We start from the raw sequence: 21468 nt of genomic DNA, 5'->3' as shown, positions 1-21468 counted from the left end.
CCTGATTGAGGAAGCGCGTATCCGACCGGAGTCAGCCGGCGCGCTTCAGGTGAATGAGCAGCTTCTCGCGCGCCCGAAGGAGCGCCGCCTCGGTCGCATCCCAGCCGAGGCAGGGATCCGTGACCGAACAGCCGTAGCGCAATGCGTCCCGATTGGCCGCAAGCGGCTGGGCCCCTTCCTCCAGAAAGCTCTCGAGCATCACGCCGCGGATCGAGCGGTTGCCCGCGCGGATCTGCTCGACGATCTCGTCGAGCACGACGGCCTGCCGCGCATGCTGTTTCGCGCAATTCGCGTGCGAGCAGTCGACCACGATGTTGGCGGGCAACTGCCGTGCCCGCAGTGCCTGTTCGGCCGCCGCGACGCTCGCCGCGTCATAGTTGGGCCCCTTGCTGCCGCCGCGCAGCACGAGGTGCGCATGCGGGTTACCGCCGGTGTGCAGCACGGCGGGCGCCCCCTGTCCGTCGACGCCGATGAACGCATGCTCGCGCATGCTGCTGAGCATCGCGTGAACCGCGACGTCCAGGCTGCCGTCGGTGCCGTTCTTGAACCCGACCGGCACCGGCAGCCCGGACGCCATCTCGCGGTGCACCTGCGATTCGGTGGTGCGCGCGCCGATCGCGGCCCAGCTCACCAGATCACCAAGGTAATGCGGCGTGATCAGATCGAGCGCTTCGATCGCGGCCGGCAGGCCGAGCGCATTGATGTCGAGCAGCAGACGACGCGCCGTCTCGAGGCCCTCGTCCATCCGATGGCTGCCGTCCAGGTACGGATCGTTGATCAAACCCTTCCATCCCACGGTGGTGCGCGGCTTCTCGAAGTACACGCGCATCACCACGCAGAACACGTCGCGCACTTGGCGAGCAAGACGGGCGAGACGCCGCGCGTAGTCGAGCGCCGCATGCGGATCGTGGATCGAGCAGGGTCCGACGACGACCATCCAGCGCGCGTCGCGTTGCTCGAGAATCGCCTCCAGTTGCCGCCGACCCGACGCGACGGTGGACTGCGCGGCGGGTATCAGCGGATAGCGGGCGCGAATGGCCGCCGGCGCGGGCAAGCGCATCCCGACCCGCAGGCGTTCGGCGCACGCAGGTGGCTCCGGGGCGCAGACGGCGCCGGAACCCCCTTCGTCGAGATACGAGGAAATATTTTTCATGATCGATAGGCTGAGGATGGGATGACGAACGTGTCGCGCCGGAAGCCGGCCTCACACGCCCAGGGTCGCACCGCCGTCGACGCACACGCTGTTCAGCGTCACGTGCCGCGACGCGTTCGACAGCATGAACAGCACGATCGACGCGATGTCGTCGGGCGCCGCGATGCGGCCCAGCGGAATGCCCGTGCGGTAGGTGGGCAGCGACCCCGCGATCACGCCGTCGACGCTCTTCTCGTCGTGCCACAGCTGGCGCTGCATCTGCGTGTCGGTCGAACCGGGCGCGACGATGTTGCAGCGAATGCCGTGGCCCGCCAGTTCCAGCCCGAGGCACTTGGTGAACTGGTGCGCGGCCGCCTTCGATGCCGCATAGGCCGCCATCTGCATGCGCGGCACGAGCGCCGCATTCGAGCCGACCGTGACGATGCTGCCCGCGCGGCGCGGCATCATCCGCCGCGCGACCGCGCGCGACAGATGGAAGACGCCATGTGTATTGACGGCGAAGCTGCGGTCCCAGTCCTCGTCGCGCAACGTGTCGACCTCGGCAAGCCGCAGGATGCCCGCGACGTTCGCGAGCATTCCGATCGGGCCGACCTCCGCGTCGATCCGGTCCACCACGGCGCGGACGGCGTCGCCGTCGGCGACGTCGACTGTAAACGGATGAATCCGTTCGCCTGCCGCCTCGCCGTCGGCTGCGAGCTGTGCGAGCCGGTCCGTCTGGACGTCGAGCGCGGCGACGGTGATGCCGCGCGCGCCGAGCGCGCGAACCACGGCCGCGCCGATGCCCTGCGCGGCGCCGCTGACCACGGCGACGGTTCCGGGAAAGTCGTCGGAAATACGGGTCATACGATGAAACTCCATGAATTGGGAAGAAACAAGGGGCCGCCCGGCCTACGCGAGACGCGCGGCCAGCACGGCGCCGATCGCGGCCATCGGCGCGGGGTCCGACATGCCGTCATGCGAGCAGTCGAGCACGCTGCAGTGCAGACGGCTCTGCCCTACGTGCGGCAGCCAGCTGTCGGGAACGGGGACGTGATCGGGGTTGCGCGACGCGCGGAACAGCAGCAGCTCGCCGTCATAGGCAGGCGTCTCGCTCGCGCGGAACATCTGCATCTGACGCAGCGTCTGCCCGGCGAACGCGTCCAGCCCGGCAGGTCCGAGCACCGCGAACGGACTCGTCGCGCGCAGCAGCCGCTGGCGCAACGCGTCGTCAGGCAGGTCGGCCGTGTCGAAATCGCCGTTGACGGTCAGCAGGATCTGCAACGCGTCGCGCAGCATCGGCTGCGCTCGCGCGCCCCATGCCGCGGCCGGATAGCTGTCCATCAACGCCAGCAGACCGATCGCGTGCCCTTGCGCCGCGAGCCGGGCCGCGATGCCGTGTGCCAGCGCGCCGCCCAGCGACCAGCCGAGCAGGTAGTACGGCCCGTCGGCCTGCAGCGCGCGCACGCGCTGCGTATAGCGTTCGACCAGCGCGTCGAAGTCCTGCGCGTCGCGGGTCTCGTCCACCGACATCTGCAGACCGTATACGGTCGTCTCGGGCAGATGCCGCGCGAGGCGCAGATAGCCCCACGCCAGTCCGTCGGCCGGGTGCACGCAGATCAGCGCCGGGGCACCGGGCCGGCCGGATTGAATCGGCAGCATCGGCGCGAACGCGTCGCCAAGGGTTTGCGGCCGGTACGCGAGCGGCGCCGTCAATGCGCCCGCGAGCGCCTGGACGGTCGCGTGGCGAAACAGCATCGACACCGGCACGTCGCGCTGCAATTCGACCGCCAGTTGACCCGCCGTCTGGATCGCCTGCAGCGACTTGCCGCCCAGATCGAAGAAATTCGATGCGGGCGTCATCGGCAGATCGCCCAGCACCTGGCGCCAGACATGCATCACCTGCCGTTCGAGCGGCCCCGCGTCGTCGCCGTCGGCTGCCGCCTCGCGTAGCTCCGCCCGCTGCAAGAGCGCCTTCCGGTCGGTCTTGCCATTGGGATTGCGCGGCAGTTGTTCAAGCACCTGCCATGCATCCGGAATCGCCGCGGCGGGCAGCGCGTCCGCCAGCCGCGCGCGCAACGCCTGCACGTCGTCCGTGCCCGCGACGAAGGCGGTCAGCGTGTGGAGCCCGGGGCCGCGCGGCACCGGCACCACGGCCGCTTCGCGGACCGCGGGCATCCCGAGCAGCAGATTCTCGATCTCGAGCGGCTCGATCCGCAGTCCGCTGATCTTCACCTGGTGATCGATGCGTCCGAGGAAACGCAATTGCCCGTTCTGCAGTTGCGCGAGATCGCCGGTGCGATACGCTCGCTCGCCCGAATCGGGCAGGCGGACGAAACGCGCGGCGGTGAGATCCGGGTTGTTCAGGTATTGCAGCGCCAGCGCCGGGCCGCTCAGCACCAGTTCGCCGACGACACCCGCCGCCACCGGATACAGACGCTCGTCCACGATGCACGCCGCGATACCCGGGCGCGGCACGCCGATCGGCACGGCCTCGCCCGGCGCCCAGACGGCCTGCGGGCCGGCCAGCCGCGCGGTTGTCGCGATGATGGTGGCTTCGGTCGGTCCGTAAGTATTCAGCAGCACCTGCGCGGGCATCAGCTCGCGCCAGCGCGCGACCCGCTCGGGCAACGCCGCTTCGCCGCCGATGATCGTCAGCCGCACGCGCGCGAGCCGCCGGGCAGCCTCCGGATCCAGCGCATGCGCCAGTACCTGCCAGTACGCCGTGGGCAGATCGAGCACCGTCACGCCGAGCCGCTCCACCTCGGCGGCGAAGGTCGCCACCGAATCGAGCATCGCGTCGTCGCGCAGCACGAGCGTCGCGCCATGGCAGAGCGAGACGAAGATCTCCTCCAGGCTCGCGTCGAAGTGCAGCGGCGCAAACTGCAGCACTCGGTCGGCCGGACCCACGCGGTACAGCGCGCGCGTGCTGGCAACGAAATGCGCGAGCGCGCCGCGCCCCACCAGCACGCCGTTCGGCCGACCCGTCGATCCCGATGTATAGAGCAGATAGGCGGGATGCACCGCCGCCGGCGCGTCGCAACAGGCGGGATGCGCCGCCGCGCCGACACCGTCGAGGTCCAGCACCGGCCACGCGCCGGCGTGCCGCCGCCACGGCTCGCGCGTCATCACCCAGTTGGGCGCGGCATCGGCCAGCATGCTCGCGGCGCGTTGCGCGGGACCGTCGGGATCCAGCGGCAAGAAGGCCGCGCCCACCCGCAGCACGGCCAGCATCGCCGCGATCGCGTCCGGCGAGCGCGGCGCGAGAATGGCGATCCGGCTGCGGTCGTCGACACCGCGTTGCGTCAGCGCAGCGGCCATTGCCTCGACGCGCGCCATCAGCGCGCGGTAGTCGATCCGTTCGTCCGGCGTCTCGATCGCGATCCGATCCGGCGCCTGCTCGGCCGCCCGTGCCAGCAGTGCGAGCACGTCGACGACGGGGCCGGCGAGCGGCGCGCCGGCGCAGACCGACAGCGGCGGCAAATCGTTCAGCAGCGAAGCGAGCGGCGCGCCGGGCGGATGCGCCGCCAGCACGGACAACCAGTCGGACAGGCTCCCGGCCAGGCCGGTCAGCCGCGCGACATCGTAGGCGTTCGGATTCGCTTCCAACGTCAGATGCCATTCGCCGCTACGTACGACCAGCGTGACGTTCAGATCCTTGACCGGGCCGCCGCTCACGGACTGCATGCGACTGTCGAGGCCGTCGAACGTCACCTGCCGGTCGAACGGCATCAGGTTGATCGCCTGGTTGAACAGGAACTTGTTGCTCTCGAGCAGCCCCAGATCGCCGCGAATCCAACCGTAGCGGTAATACAGATGCGGACGCATCGCGCGCAGCCTGCCGGCGGTTTCGACCGTCAGCGCCTGCAAGGTCGCGTCGGGGCGCACGTGCAGGCGCAACGGTACGATGTTCATCGCCATGCAAGGTACGCCGAGCGCAGGGGTGCCCAGTCGGTTCATCACCGGCAGGCCGATCGTCAGGTCGCGCTGCCCCGCCTGCTTGCCGAGCCACAGGCCGAGCGCGCTCAGCATCCACGCGCTCCAGTCGGCGCCCGCGGCTTCGGCAGCCGTGCGCAGCGCGCCCGAGCGCGCCGCATCGAGCCGCAGCGTGTGACGGATCGACGTGGGACCGAACGGCTGCTTCGGCGCCAGTTGCAGCGGCGCGGGGACATCGCGCAGATGGTCGCGCCAGAACGCCTGGTCGCGCTCGAACTTGCCGGTCCGGCGATATTCCGCTTCCGCATCGACGACCCGCTCGATACGCCAGTCGGGCAGCGCCGGCAGCGGCGCACCCGCGGTTCGCGCGTTGTAGCGTGAGGCCACGGTCTGCTGGATCAGGCTGTAGCCGAAGCCGTCGAGCGCAATATGATGCACCTGCAGATACCACCAGTGGCACTGCGGCGAAATCCTCAGCAGCGCGGTGCGATACAGCGGGTCCGACGTCACGTCGCAGCAGACCGACAGCGAAGCCTGCATCCACGCCCGGGCGGCCTGTTCCGGATCTGTGTCCGCGCTGAAATCCAACAGCGGCACCTGGGTGCGGGCCGGCTGGCGATGCTGCCAAAGCCGGTCGTCCGTCCATTCGAAGCGCATCTGCAGCGCATCCGCGCGATCGAGCACCTCGCACACGGCGGCCTCGAATGCCTGTTGATCGAGCGGGCCGTCGAGTTCGACCGCTTCCGCCGTCAGATAGCCCGGATCGTCGGGATCGACTTGCTGCGCGACCCAGATGCCGTATTGCGCCGACGTCGCGCGCAGGCGTTGACTTGTTTGCTGCATGAAGTAGCGTTCCGCAGGAAATGAATGAAGAGATGGCGACAGCCATGCCCGCCCCGTGAATTCGAACGGGCGGCTAGCCGCTCAGGCGTTGCGCCAGTCGATCACGAGCGCCTTGTTGCGCGACATCAGCGCGAGGTGCTCGTCCATCACGTACTGGATCTGCTCGAGCTTCTCCATCGAATCGGCTTCGCAGCGCAGGCTCAGCAGGTCATCGGTGCGAACGACCTGACATGTCCCATACGGAAAGTCGATCGCGGCGCGCGTGTCGTCGAATGCGACCGGCACCTTGATCGCATAGTGCTTGCACATCTTGAAGAGAACGCGGTCTGCCTGCGGCAAGGTGATTTCAGCGGTACTGACGAGCATGATGGTTTCGGTCGCGAATGGAATGGGAAGCGGGCAATGACGAGCGGCGTCCGTCATGCCGCCGCGAGGGTCTTGCGTTGCAGCAGCTGCCACCAGGCCTCGAGCGTCGGTGTTTCCGCAAGCTGCACGAAGCTGACGTCGTGGCCCGCCTGACGCCACGTCTCGACGAAGGCCATGAGTCGCACCGAATCCAGCCCGCAGTCCATCAGGTTGTCCTGCGGCTGCAGCTCCGACGCCGCGATCTGCAGGTTCCGCGCGACTTGCTGCGTGAGTGCCGCGAGCGAAATCGAATCCGCGTTCTCGCGCGTCGCGAGCGCTCCGGCGATATCGGCCGTGCGCACGACCGTGCCGCAACGCCCCGCGACGTAATCGAGCGCCATCCGGTGCTCCTGTTCGGAAAAATCGGCCAGCGCGTCGGCGACAAAGAACGGCTTGATGTCCTTCATGAACGCTTCGCATGCGGTCATCAGACAGCCGATATGCGCATAGACGCCGCAGATCACGAGCTGATCGCGCTGTTGCGCGCGCAGCATCGCATCGAGTTCCGAGCGCTGGAACGCGCTGTAGCGCCACTTGTCCAGCACGTGATCGCCGGGTGCGGGGGCCACCGCCGCGCAGATCGCCGCGCATTCGGGCCGCGCGGTCAGGCCCGGGCCCCACATGTCGGTGAGCAGCGCGCGATCTTCCGCGCTTTGCCGCGGAAGCTGCGCGGTGTAGTACACGGGCATGCCCGCGCCGCGCGCGAGTTCGATCAACCGCCGGGTATGCGCGATCAGCTCGGGAATCGGCGCCGCGCTGCGGTCGTAGAAATCCACGAAATAGTCCTGCATGTCGTGAACCAGCAGCGCCGCGCGGCTCGCGTCGACACGCCACGTCACCCGGTTCGCGGGCAGTTCCGCGGGCATCGGATAGGAAGAGATCTTGGGGATTGCCATGTCTGTCGGGAAAAATAGGAATGGACGGGATGCGGCGGGCGGCGCGACGGTCGCATCGCCCGCCGCGCATCATTCGGCCGTGACTTCGAGCGCGGTCAGCCGCGCGACGATGTCCTTGCGCAGCACCTGCTTGTTGGTCTTGCCGACGGCCGTCTTCGGGAACGTGTCGACGAACACGACCCGGTCGGGAATCTTGTAGGCGGCGATACCCTGCTCGCGGAGGAAGCCGATGAGCGCCGGCGCGCGCATTCGCGGGTTGCCCCGGATCACGTACGCGCAGCTCTTCTCGCCGAGATAAGGATCCGGCATCGCCACCAGCGCGGCGTCGATCACGTCGGGATGCGCCATCAGCACATGCTCGACTTCCTCCGCCGATACCTTCTCGCCGCCGCGATTGATCTGGTCCTTCGCACGGCCCTCGACCACCAGATAGCCTTCCGGCGTCATCCGCACGCGATCCCCGGTGCGATAGAAGCCGTCGTCGGTGAATGCACGCGCGTTGTGCGCGTCCGCTCGGTAGTAGCCGCGGATCGTGTAGGGGCCTCGCGTCAGCAGGTGCCCCGTTTCGCCCGGCGCGACGGGCCGGTCCTCGTCGTCGACGATGCGGATTTCGTCGTCCGGCGAGATCGGGCGGCCCTGCGTATGCAGTACGCGCGCGGGCGGATCGTCGAGCCGCGTGTAGTTGACGAGCCCTTCGGCCATGCCGAACACCTGCTGCAGCTTCGCACCCAGCTCCGCTTCGACGCGCGGCGCCAGCGTGTCGTCGAAGCGCGCTCCGCCGACCTGTACCAGTTGCAGGCTCGCCAGCGCGCCGGGGGTGTGCGCCGCGGCGGCCAGCCAGATCGGCACGAGCGGCGGCACCAGCGAAGTGATCGTCACCCGCTCCCGCTCGATCAGCGGAAATGCCGCCTCGGGGTGTCCGCCGTCGCACAGCACGATCGTGCCGCCCGCATACAACACGCCCAGCGTGCCCGGCGAGCTGAGCACGTAGTTGTGGGCGGCGGGCAGCACGCACAGGTAGACGCTGCGTTCGCTCAGCCCGCAGATGCGCGCGCTTTCGCGGACGCTGTACAGATAATCGTCATGGGTGCGCGGGATCAGCTTCGGCGTCCCCGTGCTGCCGCCGGACAGCTGCAGGAACGCAACCTCGTCGGCGCCCGGGCCGGCGGGCAGCGCCGCGGCTGCGTCGCGCAGACTGTCGAGCGCGACGTAATCGCCCGCCTCGCCGGCGATCAGTACGTGCCGCAGCGTGGGTGCCTCCGCCTGCACGCTCTTCGCGAGCGCACGATAGTCGAATCCGTCATGGTGGTCCGCCGCGATATAGGCCACCGCTTCCGCATGCCGGCAGAAGTAGGCAATCTCCTGCTTGCGGTGCGCGGGCAATGCGAAGACCGGCAGCGCGCCGATCCGGAACAGCGCGAACACGGCCGCGAAGAATTCGACGCGATTCGGCAATTGCAACACGACCCGATCGCGCGGCCGGATGCCCAACGCGGTGAAACCGCTCGCCAGACGATTCGCCTCATCGGCGAGCCGGCGATAGCTCCAGCGCGTGTCGCCTTGCACCAGCGCGGTCCGCTCGCCATGCTGATCGGCCAGTTGCTCGAGCAGTTGCGGGAACGATTGCCCCTGCCAGTAGCCGCTGCGTCGGTAGGCATGAGCGAATTCGGCCGGCCACGGCGTCCAGTGCGCGAGCGTCATGCGGCCCCCCGCGCCGCCGCCCCGGTCGCGGCATCGCGCGCGACGCCCATCGCGTCGAGCATCGTGCGGAATTTCGCGCTGGTTTCGGCCAGCTCGGCTTCCGGCTGCGATTCGCCGACGACCCCCGCGCCGGCGAACAGGCGCAGCGTATTGCCGGCCGCTTCCGCGCAGCGGATCGTGACGATCCACTCGCCGTCGCCGCGCGTGTCGACCCAGCCCAGCATGCCGGTATAGAAACCCCGGTCGAACGGTTCGGTCTGCAGGATCAGCTCCTGCGCGACGCTGCGCGGATAGCCGCAGACGGCCGGCGTCGGATGCAGCGCGAGCGCGAGCGTCAACGCATCCGCGTCGGTCGCGCCCGTGACCTCGGTGGACAGGTGCCACATCGTCTGCGTATGCACGAGCGACGGCCGCTCGGGCACGTGCAAGGTCCGGCACAGCGGCGCCAGGCTTTCCCGGACGGCATCGACCACCACGCGATGCTCTTCCAGATCCTTCGCGGATGCCATCAGCGCATCGGCACGGCGGCGATCCTCGACCGGGTCGCTGCTGCGCGGCGCGGATCCGGCGAGCGGATTGGCGCGCACGACGCCCTGGAAGCGGCTGACCAGCAGCTCGGGGCTCGCGCCCAGCAGCGTGCGTCCTTCACCGACATCCACCGAGAACGTATAGCCCTGCGGGTTACGTGCCGCGAGCCGGGTCAGCAGCGCGTGCGCATCGACCGGCTCGTCGCCGCTCAATTCCAGCATGCGTGCGAGCACGACCTTGTCGAGCTGGCCGGAGCGGATGTTCGCCACCGCTTGCGCGACACCGGCGGCATAATCGTCGCCGTGCGGCACCGGCTGCGCGTCATAGCGCCCCATCGCGGGCGGCGGCGCGTGCGTGACGTTCAGAGGATCAGTACGCAGCAGCGTGCGCGCAACCCGCAGCGCCGAGGGACGGTCGATGTCGAAAGGAATCGCGCCCACCACGGCGGCATCCAGGTGCCCCTCGTCTCGGGCCCGCGTCAGCGCCTGCCGAACCCGCTCGCCCAGCGGCTCACTCGAATGCGCAACCGTGCCGACGATATCCTGCGCCAGCAGCGCGTGATTCGGGGTTGCGAGGAATAGCGGCGCTTGCGCGCAATAGCTTTCCAGAATGTTTTGGGATACTAATGAAAACTCGCTTTGAGAAATCGCGTTCATCTTGTTGGCCTCTAGATTGAATTCACATCGATCGGCGATCGTTGCGACCGCCATCGTCCGATGCACGGCGCCGTCAGCCGGCCGTGGTTCGTCATCCTCATGCGACCGTGCGCCGTCGGGGTGCGGCCACCCCGGACACGACGTCAGACCGCTGACGAACGAACGGCGCCGCGCGGCGCGCCTCCGTCACATCTCCGCTGTCAGGCTCACCGCGACGCGGCGGCCCGGGTCCACCAGCCAGTTGCCGCTCAGGCCGTTGGCGCGGCTGCGGTCATCCACCGGCACCATCCGGTTCGTCAGATTCAGCAATGCGACGTTGAGCGAGAAGTGCTTGGAGAGCTTGTATCGCCCGCCGACATCGAAGGTGGTGGTGGACGGCCGCTCGCGCACGCCCTGCGCGCCGTTGCGGAATGCCGCCCAATACTCGGTGCCGATGTAGTTGATGTCGGCGTACAGGTCCAGCTGCGGCGTCGGCGTCCAGCCCAGTTGCACGTTGAATTTGTGCTTGGGCGTCTTGTCGAGCGGATAGCCGTCGAGCGAGCTTCCGTTGAACGCCTTTTCTCCGCTGCCCTCACGGCGCGACTGCGTGAGCGTGTACGCGCCGGAAATCCGGAACTGCTTCGCCACGCGCGTCCCCGCCCCCAGTTCGAGCCCGTACAGCTTGACCCGGTCGACGTTGTCGTACACGTAGAGGTTCCGGCCGGGCGAGCGCGTGTCGGCAACGCCCGTGTCGTAGCTCACCACCTTGTTCTTGAACAGATTGTTGAACAGCGTGAGGCTGAGGTGGTTGTCGCCGTTGTCGTAGCGCACGCCGAGCTCCTCCGTCAGGCTGGTCTCGGGTTTGAGGCTCGGGTTTCCGCACAGGGTGCCGGGCATCGCCCCCGCCGCGCCGCCCGACGTCATGCAGTAGCCGGCGGTGCTCTGGCGTAGCGACGGCGGTTTGAAGCCGCTGGATACGCCGCCTCGCACGGTCACGGTCTGCGTGAGCTTGTAGACGCCATAGACGCGCGGGCTGACGTGGCTGCCGTATCGATCGTCGTGATCGAGCCGCACGCCGGTGGTCAGCGTGAAGCGGCTGTTGAAGAAGTAGTCATTCTCGCCAAAGAGCGCCCACGCGTTGCGCTTCACGCTGTCGGCGTTGACCGCATAGCCCTTCGGCACGGCGTCCTGCCTTCCGGCGCCGGACAAGTGCGACCAGATATGCTGGCCGCCCACCGTCAGGATGTTGCGCTCGCCCCACCACGGCACCTCCACTTTCCCTTCGAGCACGGTGTCGGTGATCGCCGGCTTGACGGGCGAGCGGGCCAGCGCGGTCCATTGATCCTGCGTGCCGCGCTCGCCGTACAGCGACAAGGTGGAGTGGCCGAAATCCCACCGGCCGTTATGCGTGATGCCCCAGTAGTCGCGCACATGACGCGTTTCGACGACCGTCGACGCCGCGGTCCGCGGCGTCGTAGGCGCGATGCTGTCGCCGGGCGTGCTGAGGTAGGTCAGTTGCTCCCGGCCGGCGTTGATGCTGATGTCCTGATTGCGGGTGGGCTTCGCCGTGAGCTTCACGTCGAAGCTGCCGATGCGCTGGCCGTTGGCGCCGCCCGTCGCGCTGAGCGGGTAATAGATGTGGTCCTCGCCGCGATGCAGCGCCCGGCCCGACAACTGCAGGCCGAGCACGTCCGCCTTGAGCGGACCGCCGACCCAGAAGTCGACGCTTTGCGTGTCGCCCTGATCCGATTCCAGCTGCCACACGCTGCCCGCGGTGATCGTGCCGCCCCACTTCTTCGGCACCTTGCGGGTGATCACGTTGATCACGCCGCCCATCGCATCCGCGCCATACAGCGACGACATCGGGCCGCGCACCACCTCGATCCGCTCGATCGCGCTGAGCGGCGGCAGCAGATTGCTCTGCACGCCGGCCGTGCCGCGATTCATGGTTTCGCGGGTATTCTGGCGTCGGCCGTCGACGAGGATCAGCGTGTATTCGCCCGGCATCCCGCGAATCGAGATGTCCTGGTCGTTCGGCGTCGCGCCCACCACGCTGACGCCTTCCACCTTGCCGACGATCTCGGCGACCGACGTATAAGGCTTGGCCTCGATCTCCTCACGCGTGATGACCGAAATGCTGGCGGGCGCCTCCTTGATCGCCTGTTCGCGCTGACTGGCGGTCACGACGACCGTCCCCAGCGCGTGATCGGGCAACGCCGGATCGGCCGCCTGCGCGGACACGCCGGATACGCCCATTGCACACAGTCCGGCAACCACGACCGGCTTTAACGCAAAGCATGAAACATGACTCGACATGGCGGCACTTTCGATAACGATAAATAAAATTGATTCTCATTTACATTATCAAGGATGAAAGTTGCCGAAATGTTTGTGAAAGGTACGAAGTTGTTTGCGCCAGACCGGCTGCGAGGTGCTCAGTGCCGGCCGCTGCACCGCGCCAGTTTGGGCGTCACGCCGAAGCGCCGCTTATAGGCGGTCGCGAAATTCGCCGCGCTGGTGTAGCCCGCGAGGGCCGCCGCCTGCTTGACGCTGATCGCGTCGTGCTCCAGCGCCAGACGGGCCCGTTGCAGGCTGTGCTCGCGCAGGAAATCGAACACCGTCGTGCCGTAGGCGCTGCGGAACTGCCGCTGCATCGCGTTCGGATTCATGCCGATATGCCGCGCGATCTCATCGAGCGACAACTGGTTCGCCGCTTCGCTGCCCAGAAAGGCGCGCAATTCCGCCATCCGGCGGTAGCCGCGCGAATCGAGCGCCCCCTCCGGCGCGCTCCCGGCCCGCGCACCCGCGTCGACCTGCAACGGCGCAAGCGCCTCGGCCAGCAGGTCGAGCACACGGCTTTCCAGATAGATCGCCTGCAGCATCGGCTGGTACGCGGGCGGCCTGACGATCTGCTCCGCGAGGGCCATCGCGCGCGGCGTCGGCTGCCAGAACTGGATCGACAGGTGCGCCGACAACAGGGAATCCAGCCGCTCCGGCATCGCCGACCGGCTGGCAGTCTGCAGATGCCGCAGCCACTCGCCGGAGATGCCGAGACTGAGGCGGCGCGCATATCCGCCCTTGCTGATCCGGCGGCTGAAGGTCTCGGGTTCGACCGCATTCACGAGAAACGACTGAGTGCGGCCGGCCTGCTTGCGAATGTTCTCCGCCCCGCTGCGCCGGCAGGCGGTCGTCAGCACGACACGCCGGTCACCGTAGGACACGTCCAGCTGGCCCTCCAGCAGCAGCACCAGATGCAGGCCGGGCGTGCACTGTCCCGACACCGTCGCGTCGAATTCGTCCATCGCATCATCGGCATGAACCCGCAGGCCCGGCCGCACTTCCCGCAGCTTCGCGACATGCGCCGCCAACCCCGGTCGACCGCCCTCGCCCATCCCTTCCCCACGCATGCTCATTTTGTTTTCCCCGTTCGTGACCATGCCAGCCTCGTACGGTGCCGGGCTGGCGCAAATCATTTAGTTGTTTTGCCAAACAAATCAGTGCCACAACGACTCGGATTTCTCAGTTAAAATCAAATGCGAATCATTATCATTTATCGTATCGGGATTGACGTGATAAAGACAAGCAAATTTTGGCTGGGACTGTGCGCCTGGGCGCTCGGATGCCTGATCCATACGGCTCAGGCGCAAGTGACGGTCACCGATCTCGCCGGCCGGCACGTCAAGATTCCTGCCAAGGTCGATCGGGTCCTGCTCGGCGAGGGCCGCTTGCTGCCCGCGCTGGCCATCGTCGAAAGCGGCGACCCGAGCCGCCGACTGGTCGGCATGATGGGCGATTTCGAACAACTCGACCCTGCCGGCTATGCTCAGTGGCAGCACACATTCCCGCGCCTGAAGGACGTGCCGCGCATCGGCCGCTCGCAATCCGGCAGCTTCAGCGACGAGCGCGCGCTGGCGCTGCGGCCACAGGTCGCGATCTTCGGCCTCGGCGGCGGGCATGGTCCCGGCGAACGGGATCGCGAAACGCTGGCCAGGTTGGAAGCAGCGGGCGTCGCGATCGTGTTCATCGATTTCCGGCACGATCCGCTCGGCAACACCCCGCGCAGCGTCGCGCTGCTCGGACAGGTGCTGGGCGCGCCGCAGCAGGCCGCCGCATTCAACACCTACTGGCAACAGCAGCTCGATCTGGTCCAGCAGCGGCTCAAGCAGGCGAAGGCACCCGCGCCGACGGTGTTCCTCGAAAGCCGGGTCGGCCTGTCGAGCGGCTGCTGCGACACGATGACGGGCATGATGGGGCATCTGCTCGACGCGGCGGGCGGCAACAACATCGCGAAGCCGCTCATTCCCGGCGAACACGGTACGCTCAACCCCGAATTCCTGCTGATCCGCCAGCCCACGCTCTATATCGGCACGGCGGTCGGTTCATTGCAAACCCTCAAGACCGCGCCGCAGCGCATCGCGCTCGGTGCCGGCGTCCCGGCCGACGTCGCGAAGCGCTCGCTCGAACACGCGCTGCAGCGGCCTCAGATCGCCTCCCTGCAAGCCGTTCGGCAAGGACGCGCCCATGCCATCTGGCATCACTTCTACAACTCGCCGTTCAATGTGGTCGCGGTCCAGGTGATGGCCAAGTGGCTGCATCCCGACCTGTTCGCCGATCTCGACCCGCGCCGGACCCAGGAAGAGATGTACCGCCGCTTCCAGCCTGTCCCGCTGCAGGGCGAATACTGGACCAGCATCGGGTCTTGAGATGCACGCCTCTCTCCATGCCACGCGCCGCACGCTGCTGCTGGCGGGCCTCGGCGGCGTGCTGTCCGCCTGTGCCGCTCCGATGAGAACCCGCGCGTCATCCGCCGACCTGCCGGCCCTTGCGTCCGCCGCGCCGGTCCGGATCCCGGCCAGCCGGCAATTCGACGTCACGCTTGCCGGCCAGCGGCGGCGAATCTTCGTCGCGCTGCCGCCCGACCCCGCGCCGCCCGGCGGCCATCCCGTGCTGTATGCGCTCGACGGCAACGCGCTGTTCCCGCTGCTCGCGCCGCTGGCGCGTCAGCGTGCGGCCCGCCCCGACGACGTGCGAATCGCCGCGCCGGCCGTGATCGGACTCGGCTATGCGACGGACGATCCGTACGACATGGCGGCGCGAGCCGACGACTACACGCTCGCCCCGCTGCCCGGCGCATCGGCCGACGCGGGTGGGACGGGCGCGGATCGCTTCCTCGATTTCCTCGAACACGACGTGCAGCCCTGGCTCGCGCGACAGTTCCCGGTCGCCTCGCAACGGCAGACCCTGTTCGGCCACTCGTATGGCGGATTGCTGACGCTGTACGCATTGTTCACCCGCCCTCATCTGTTCCAGCGCTACGTCGCGGCCAGTCCGTCGATCTGGTGGGGCGATCGTGCAATCCTGCCGCTGCGCGACCGTTTCGTGCAACAGCACACGCCGCTTCCGATTCCGGCCAGCCTGCTCGTCACCGCCGGCAGTCTCGAGGAAGGCGTACCGAACCGCGACCCCGAGCGCGCTCGCCGCCAGCAGGCGCGCAAGCAGATCAGTTCGGCGCGCGATCTCGTGCGGAGCCTGCAGCACGTGCCCGACCTGCAGGCGCAATTCCGCCTGCTCGACGGCGAGGATCACGGCAGCGTGGTCCCGCCCAGCGCCGCGCTTGCCGTGCGCGCGGCCAGTGCCCCCGTTCCGGCCGGGGTCCCCGCATGAGCGCGCCTCCCGTTGCCGCGCCCGCTTCGCTGAAGCTCCGCTACCGCGCGGTCGCGACCCGCCGGCTCGGCGCGCTGCTGTTGCTGGCCGGTGTACTCGCCGCGCTGATCGTGGCGGACATCGCCACCGGCCCGTCACCGTTCGCGATCCGCGACATCGTCGCCGGCCTGTTTTATCCGGACACGCTGTCGCTCGAACAGCGCGTGATCCTGTGGGACGTGCGCCTGCCCTACGCGATCATGGCCGTGCTGGTCGGCTGTGCGCTGGGCCTTGCCGGCGCGGAAATGCAAACCGTGCTGAACAACCCGCTCGCGAGCCCGTTCACGCTCGGCATCTCGGCCGCCGCAAGCGTCGGCGCCTCCCTGGTCGTGATCAGCGGCTGGCAGCTGGTGCTCTGGAATGAAAATCTCGCACTGTCGCTAGGTGCGTTCTGCTGCGCGACCGGCGCGACCCTGCTCATCATCTGGCTGGCGTGGCGGCACGGCGCGACCACCGAGACCGTGGTGCTGTTCGGCATCGGCCTGATGTTCAGCTTCGAAGCGCTGCTGTGGCTGCTCCAGTTCATCGCGGACAGCAACGCGCTCCAGCAGATCGTGTTCTGGAGCATGGGAAGCCTCGCCCGCGCCAGTTGGAGCAAGATCGCGATCCTGTCGTGCGTGCTGACGCTCTGCGCGCTCTGGGCCAGCACCGGCGTTTGGACCATGACCGCGCTGCGCGCCGGCGAGGAGCAGGCGCGCAGCATGGGCATCGCGGTCGAGCGCCTGCGGCTCCTGACGCTCGTGCGGATCAGCCTGCTGTCCGCCACCGCGCTGTCGTTCGTCGGCACGATCGGCTTTGTCGGACTGGTCGGCCCGCACATGTCGCGCCTGCTGGTCGGCGAAGATCACCGCTACTACCTGCCCGGCAGCATGCTGGCCGGCGCCATCATGCTGTCCGGCGCATCGATTCTCAGCAAGACGCTGATCAGCGGCGTCGTACTGCCGATCGGCATCATCACGGCACTCGTCGGCGTGCCCTTGTTCATGACGCTGATCACCCGGCGCAGGAGGCGCGATGTCTGAGCACGACGCCGGCCTGCGGATCCAGGATCTGCGCGTCGCTTACGGCGCCAGAACAATCCTCGAGCGCCTCGCGCTGCCGCCGATCGAGCCGGGCTGCATGGTCGCCGTGCTCGGCCCGAACGGCGTCGGCAAATCCACGCTGCTGCGCGCGATCGCGCGTCTGCTGCCTGCCCGGGGCGTCGTGCGGCTGGGCCGGACCGACCTGCTGCACGGCACGCGCAGCGATCATCTTCGGTGCGTCGGCTATCTGCCGCAGTCGCTGCCGCAAGCGTCGTCGCTGCTCGTCTACGAGGCGGTGAGCGGCGCATTGCGCGCGACCTGCGGCGGACTGTCGAACGATGAACACGACGCCAGGCTGCACGCCGTGTTCACGGAGCTGCACCTGCACGCGCTCGCGATGAAATCGCTCGATCAGCTGTCCGGCGGACAACGCCAGATGGTCGGACTGGCCCAGGTCCTGATTCGGCAAACGCCGCTGCTGCTGCTCGACGAGCCCACCAGCGCACTGGACCTGCGGTGGCAATTGCTTGCACTCGAAGCGATGCGCGATGCAGCCAAACGCCGCGCGGCGATCGTGCTGGTGGCGATGCACGATCTGAATCTGGCGTCGCGCTTTTGCGATCGCCTGGTGCTGCTGGGGCGCGACGGCGTGCTGGCGGATGGACGGCCCGCCGACGTGCTGCGCGCCGAGCATCTGCGGCGGGCTTATCGGGTCGATGCTCGGATCGAACGCACCTCGGACGACGATTACATCGTGCTGGCGGAGCGCGCCGTGCTCGACGGCGATGCCGATCGGGGGTCGGAGCTCACGGCCGAGCACTGAGCCGCGGGGCGTTCGTACCGCCTGGTCCGAGGGGTACGCGTTGTCGAGTCAGCCGCTGCACGGCGCTCGCTTCCGAACGCCGGCTCCGAGATGCACGGAGGCACACATTCAGGCCACGCCGGTAGGCCGCCTCTCTCGGCCGCGCTCTTTTTCGTTCTCGCCCCAAAATCCTGTTGACAGGATTTGTGAGGCAGATAGAATAGCGGTCTTGCTTGATGCAAGACGTGCCCAGGTGGCGGAATTGGTAGACGCACTAGGTTCAGGTCCTAGCGGTGGCAACATCGTGGAGGTTCGAGTCCTCTCCTGGGCACCATTAATATTTTCAGAGGCTTCCCCGCAAGCCCGCTGAATTGCGAAGAAGCCCGCTAACGCGGGCTTTTTTGTTTTTCACGATACAGCAAGAGCGCGCTCGCGCATGCATCGATGGCGTCGCCCAGGAAAAGCGTCCCTCGTGCGTTGCTATCAAGACGGACCGATTGTCCGGTTCGCCTGCCTCAGGCATCGCAATAGCCGCATTCCATCCTTCGGCGCATGCCGAACACCGCTGTCCGCGCCGCAGGAACGAAGCACCAAAGAGCGCCCCGATAGAGCCGCCTCCCTGCACCGAATCTCAAGACGATACGGCGTCCCGCAGCCCGTCCGGCATGCGGCGCGCCGGGACAGTCGTTTCATCGGCAATACGTCGGGGAGCAGCGTCTGTTGAGGCGGGAAACCAATCGCTCCGGGAACAATTGAAACGCTTCGCGCATGAAGCGATGCAGCACATCGGCTAGAGAGGGGATTTAAAAACGACGCCGTATAGACGATGCGGCTGCGCACGCACACCGACACCGCTCGATGGATTCCATAAGCGGCGTCTCAGTGGAACCTTCGGAATGCGCGGCGAACCGGGAAGTTTCGCCGCGCAACACCTGAAGCGCAGAACGGCAAGCGGGCTACCGAAGCTGAAGCGACGACGGAAAGACAGGCGACACCGGCCTTCCATCGCCGCGCGTCGACTTCAACGCTCGCGGTACGGCCCTTGCCGCCGCTCTTAACCGGCGTCGGCAGCCGACGGGACCGGCGACGCAGTCGCGTCCTCGGCCTGAGCCGGTTCCGGCTGACTTGCCTGATCCGGCGCACCCTCCGCCTTGCGCGGCTGACGCTCGCGACCGCCCGCCGCCTTGCCTTGCGGCCGGCGCGACGCCTGACGGCGTGCATGCGCCGCCTGCTGCGCGGTCACGTTGCCGGCGGCCTGCCCTTCCAGATCGACGCGCTGCGCGTTTTCCACCAGACATCCCCAGTACCGGCTTCCCTGGCACCAGGTGGCAATGGCTTGCTGCAATTGCGCTTCCGTCATGCCCAGCTTTTCGAGATGCAAAGCCGCGTCCTTCAGAATCCCCAGCTTGAGCGGAACCTTGGGCGCGGGCTTCTTCGGAAAGGCCTGCGGAAAATGCTTCTGCAAGCGCCAGATCAACTCGACGAGCGGATCGACAGGCTCGCGCGGCTCCCGCACTTTCGCACGCGCCGCCACGGCCTTCGGCTTCGCCGGCGTCGACTTCACCGGCGCCGGCTTGGCCTGCTTCGTTTGTTTGGCTTGCGCCGCGAGTTGCTGCCTCAATTCGGCAAGTTGTTCAAAACCCATCGTTCATTTCACTAAATTTGGTTCATGTCACCGGAAGCCTGCCCCGCGTGCCATCCAGCAAGGGAGCCGGTCCGGACATCGTGGATCGACACGGGACAACACTGTACCGGATCGCCGATGCCCCATCACCTCGTCCTCTTGCCGAAACCGCGCAAGGGCATCGGGCCCCGGTTGATTTGCCTGCGCTTGAGGCAGGCATCCGGTGCCGAACGACGGTGACTCCGCCGCATTCTACGTCCAGCCGCCGCTCCGTGTGTATCAGTCGTGATGCCGCGCCGACTCCCGCCGCGCGAACCCGGCGTCGGATCAGGAGGCTCGGCCTTGCTCGCGCCGAGCGCGCGGGCATCCGCATGGGGCCGCGGGACGCCGCCGCACAAGCGTCGCATCCGGCCCGCAGGCCGCCGGGCTTGCTGTTTCAAACGGGCCGCCGCGGCATCCGAAAGCGTTTTGCCTCGGCGGGCCGCCCGGACCGCAAGCGGTATCGGGTGCTCACGCGGGCGCAGCCGCCGCCCCGCCGCCAAGCGCCTGCAGACTCTCGTCCACGCTCAGCTCCGACAGCATCCCCGGCTGCAGCGTATCGTCGCCCGCGCGCTGCAGCACCTGCACCACATCCGGCTTGAGCCGCACCAGCGCGAGCCGCCAGTTGCGCGCCTTGCATTCGGCGGCGAATGTCTTGAGCGATTCGATCGTCGTGCCGTCGACGTCGGGCGACTCCTCGAGACTCAGCAGCACCGTCCGAACGGGAGGTTGCGCCTCATGCGCGAGTTGCCGGACCTTGTTCAGCACCCGCTCCGCATTCGCGAAAAAGAGCTGGGCTTCGGGTCGCACGATCAGCACGCCGGGGAGCGTCTTCGCATCCTCGTGCACCGTGACGTCGACGAAGTCGTGACTGTCGCGCAAACGGCCGAGCACGCTGACATTCGGCTCGGACAGCTTGCGCAAGGTCAGCATCAAGCTGACGCCGATCGCCGCCAGCAGCCCCTGCAGCACGCCCAGCACGAGCACGGCGAGCAGCGCGGCGAGCACGACCAGACGATCGCGGCGCCACGTCCAGTACGGCTTGAACACCGACGGATGCAGCGAATGGCTGACCGCAAAGATCACGATTGCGGCCAGCACGGCTTCCGGCGTGCGCGCGAGCTGCGGCAGCAGCAGCCACACGATGAGCGCGATCACAGCCGCCGCGCACAGGCCGGCCATACGGGTTTGCGCGCCGGCGGCTTCGTTCGCCGAGGTCGCCGAGTATCCGGCGCCGACCGGCATCCCGTGGAACAGCCCGGACACGAGGTTCGCGCAGCCGAGCGCCACGAGGTCGCGATTCGGCGATACCGTATCGCCGTGCTTCAACGCGAAGTTGCGAATCGAACCATACGACTCCGCGTACAGGATCAGCATCAGCGCGAAGCCGAGTTCGGCGGTCTGCATCCACGCGGTGCGATCGAGCGTCGGCATGCCGAATGCGATGTGCTGCAGGTCGATCCGGCCCACGACGGCGATCCCGTATTGCTGCCAGTCGATCGCGTAGCCGGCCGCGATGCTGAGCACGATGACGATCAGCGTCGCCGGCGCGCGCGAGCGATGCCCGACGATGAACAGGATCGCGAGCGCCACCGCCCCGAGCGCGAGGCTGTAGACGTTGCAGTGCGCGAGCCCGCGCAACAGATCGAGCGCGACCCTCGGCGTATCGCTGTGCTGAATCGGCACGACCAGGATCTTGGGCAATTGCTTGATGACGATGGTCAGGGCGAGGCCGAACGTGAAGCCGCGCAGCACCGGTCGCGCAATGAAATCGGACATTCCGCCGAGGCGCGCCGCGCCGGCGAGGATGAACAGCACGCCCGTCGTCGCAACGAGCGCGGCGGCAAGAGCGAGCTGCGCGACCGCGTTCGCGCCCGACTCCGACAGGACGGTCGCGGCCAGCACGGCGGCGGACGACGACGTCGACGACACGATCGCGAAGCGGCTGCTGCCCGTCAGCGCGTAAACGACGAGCCCGGCCAGCAGCGCGATCAGGCCGGCCTGCGGCGGGAGGTTCGCGAGGCCCGCATAGGCCACGGCCTCGGGAATCAGCAGGCCGGCGATCGAAATGCCCGCGAGCGCATCGCGCAACGCGCGCTCGCCGCGCGGCGCGGGCGACGGGTCCTGCACCGAGAAATGCGCGGCATGCTGCGGTCCCGCGTCGGGACGGCTCGGAGGGATGTCCATGCTGACGACCGAAAGAAG

Annotated in this window: 15 protein-coding genes and 1 tRNA gene; 5 read left to right on the top strand and 11 right to left on the bottom strand. The window is 67.8% G+C overall.

Annotation, left to right across the window (positions count from 1 at the left end):
• Positions 1–31: 31 nt before the first annotated feature.
• The 9 genes from RZR99_RS02050 to RZR99_RS02010 all read right to left on the bottom strand — a co-directional run bounded on the left by RZR99_RS02050 (position 32) and on the right by RZR99_RS02010 (position 13486).
• On the bottom strand, positions 32–1153 hold the full coding sequence (locus RZR99_RS02050) for a 3-deoxy-7-phosphoheptulonate synthase (RefSeq protein WP_323118076.1): 1122 nt from the start codon (positions 1151–1153) through the stop codon (positions 32–34).
• A gap of 51 nt (positions 1154–1204) precedes the next feature.
• Positions 1205–1996, bottom strand: coding sequence for a 2,3-dihydro-2,3-dihydroxybenzoate dehydrogenase (locus tag RZR99_RS02045; protein WP_323118075.1), 792 nt, complete (start codon positions 1994–1996; stop codon positions 1205–1207).
• A 45-nt stretch (positions 1997–2041) separates the two neighbouring features.
• Positions 2042–5908, bottom strand: coding sequence for an amino acid adenylation domain-containing protein (locus RZR99_RS02040; protein WP_323118074.1), 3867 nt, complete (start codon positions 5906–5908; stop codon positions 2042–2044).
• 81 nt (positions 5909–5989) lie between these two features.
• The gene (locus RZR99_RS02035) at positions 5990–6274 is read right to left on the bottom strand and encodes a DUF2218 domain-containing protein (protein ID WP_323118073.1); all 285 of its coding nucleotides are present in this window, start codon (positions 6272–6274) and stop codon (positions 5990–5992) included.
• A 53-nt stretch (positions 6275–6327) separates the two neighbouring features.
• Positions 6328–7209 (bottom strand): isochorismatase family protein, encoded by an 882-nt coding sequence (locus tag RZR99_RS02030; protein ID WP_323118072.1) that lies wholly within the window; start codon positions 7207–7209, stop codon positions 6328–6330.
• 69 nt (positions 7210–7278) lie between these two features.
• On the bottom strand, positions 7279–8910 hold the full coding sequence (locus RZR99_RS02025) for a (2,3-dihydroxybenzoyl)adenylate synthase (RefSeq protein WP_323118071.1): 1632 nt from the start codon (positions 8908–8910) through the stop codon (positions 7279–7281).
• Positions 8907–10094, bottom strand: a complete 1188-nt coding sequence (locus tag RZR99_RS02020; RefSeq protein WP_323118070.1) for an isochorismate synthase — start codon at positions 10092–10094, stop codon at positions 8907–8909. Before RZR99_RS02020 ends, RZR99_RS02025 begins: the two co-directional genes overlap by 4 nt.
• 186 nt (positions 10095–10280) lie before the next feature.
• Positions 10281–12389, bottom strand: coding sequence for a TonB-dependent receptor domain-containing protein (locus tag RZR99_RS02015; RefSeq protein ID WP_323118069.1), 2109 nt, complete (start codon positions 12387–12389; stop codon positions 10281–10283).
• Positions 12390–12508: 119 nt separating this feature from the next.
• Complete coding sequence (locus RZR99_RS02010) at positions 12509–13486, bottom strand: helix-turn-helix transcriptional regulator (protein ID WP_323118068.1); 978 nt, start codon at positions 13484–13486, stop codon at positions 12509–12511.
• 156 nt (positions 13487–13642) lie between these two features.
• Between RZR99_RS02010 and RZR99_RS02005 the strand changes: the two genes are divergently transcribed.
• The 5 genes from RZR99_RS02005 to RZR99_RS01985 all read left to right on the top strand — a co-directional run bounded on the left by RZR99_RS02005 (position 13643) and on the right by RZR99_RS01985 (position 17934).
• Entirely contained in the window at positions 13643–14776 is a 1134-nt protein-coding gene (locus RZR99_RS02005) for an ABC transporter substrate-binding protein (protein WP_407655391.1), read from the top strand.
• Between the two features lies 1 nt (position 14777).
• Positions 14778–15737: an alpha/beta hydrolase gene (locus tag RZR99_RS02000; protein WP_323118067.1), complete on the top strand. Its 960-nt coding sequence runs from the start codon at positions 14778–14780 to the stop codon at positions 15735–15737.
• Positions 15734–16798 carry a FecCD family ABC transporter permease gene (locus RZR99_RS01995; protein ID WP_323118066.1) on the top strand — a complete coding sequence of 355 codons (1065 nt, stop codon included), beginning with the start codon at positions 15734–15736 and terminating at the stop codon, positions 16796–16798. The genes RZR99_RS02000 and RZR99_RS01995 overlap by 4 nt, the downstream gene beginning before the upstream one ends.
• A complete protein-coding gene (locus RZR99_RS01990) occupies positions 16791–17621 on the top strand; it encodes an ABC transporter ATP-binding protein (RefSeq protein WP_323118065.1) in 831 nt (276 codons plus the stop codon). The genes RZR99_RS01995 and RZR99_RS01990 overlap by 8 nt, the downstream gene beginning before the upstream one ends.
• Before the next feature lie 226 nt (positions 17622–17847).
• A tRNA-Leu gene (locus RZR99_RS01985) sits at positions 17848–17934 on the top strand.
• A 720-nt stretch (positions 17935–18654) separates the two neighbouring features.
• On the opposite strand, the gene RZR99_RS01980 is transcribed toward RZR99_RS01985, so the two are convergent.
• Together RZR99_RS01980 and RZR99_RS01975 are read right to left on the bottom strand one after the other, a co-directional pair.
• Positions 18655–19245 (bottom strand): ProQ/FinO family protein, encoded by a 591-nt coding sequence (locus tag RZR99_RS01980; RefSeq protein WP_323118064.1) that lies wholly within the window; start codon positions 19243–19245, stop codon positions 18655–18657.
• A gap of 489 nt (positions 19246–19734) precedes the next feature.
• Positions 19735–21450 (bottom strand): SulP family inorganic anion transporter, encoded by a 1716-nt coding sequence (locus RZR99_RS01975; RefSeq protein WP_323118063.1) that lies wholly within the window; start codon positions 21448–21450, stop codon positions 19735–19737.
• Positions 21451–21468: the final 18 nt, after the last annotated feature.

Origin of the sequence: Burkholderia alba (assembly GCF_034721475.1) — a bacterium.
GTDB classification, from domain to species: domain Bacteria; phylum Pseudomonadota; class Gammaproteobacteria; order Burkholderiales; family Burkholderiaceae; genus Burkholderia; species Burkholderia alba.
Note: the sequence above shows the minus strand (reverse complement) of the source record. Positions and strands in the feature narration are given on the sequence as shown.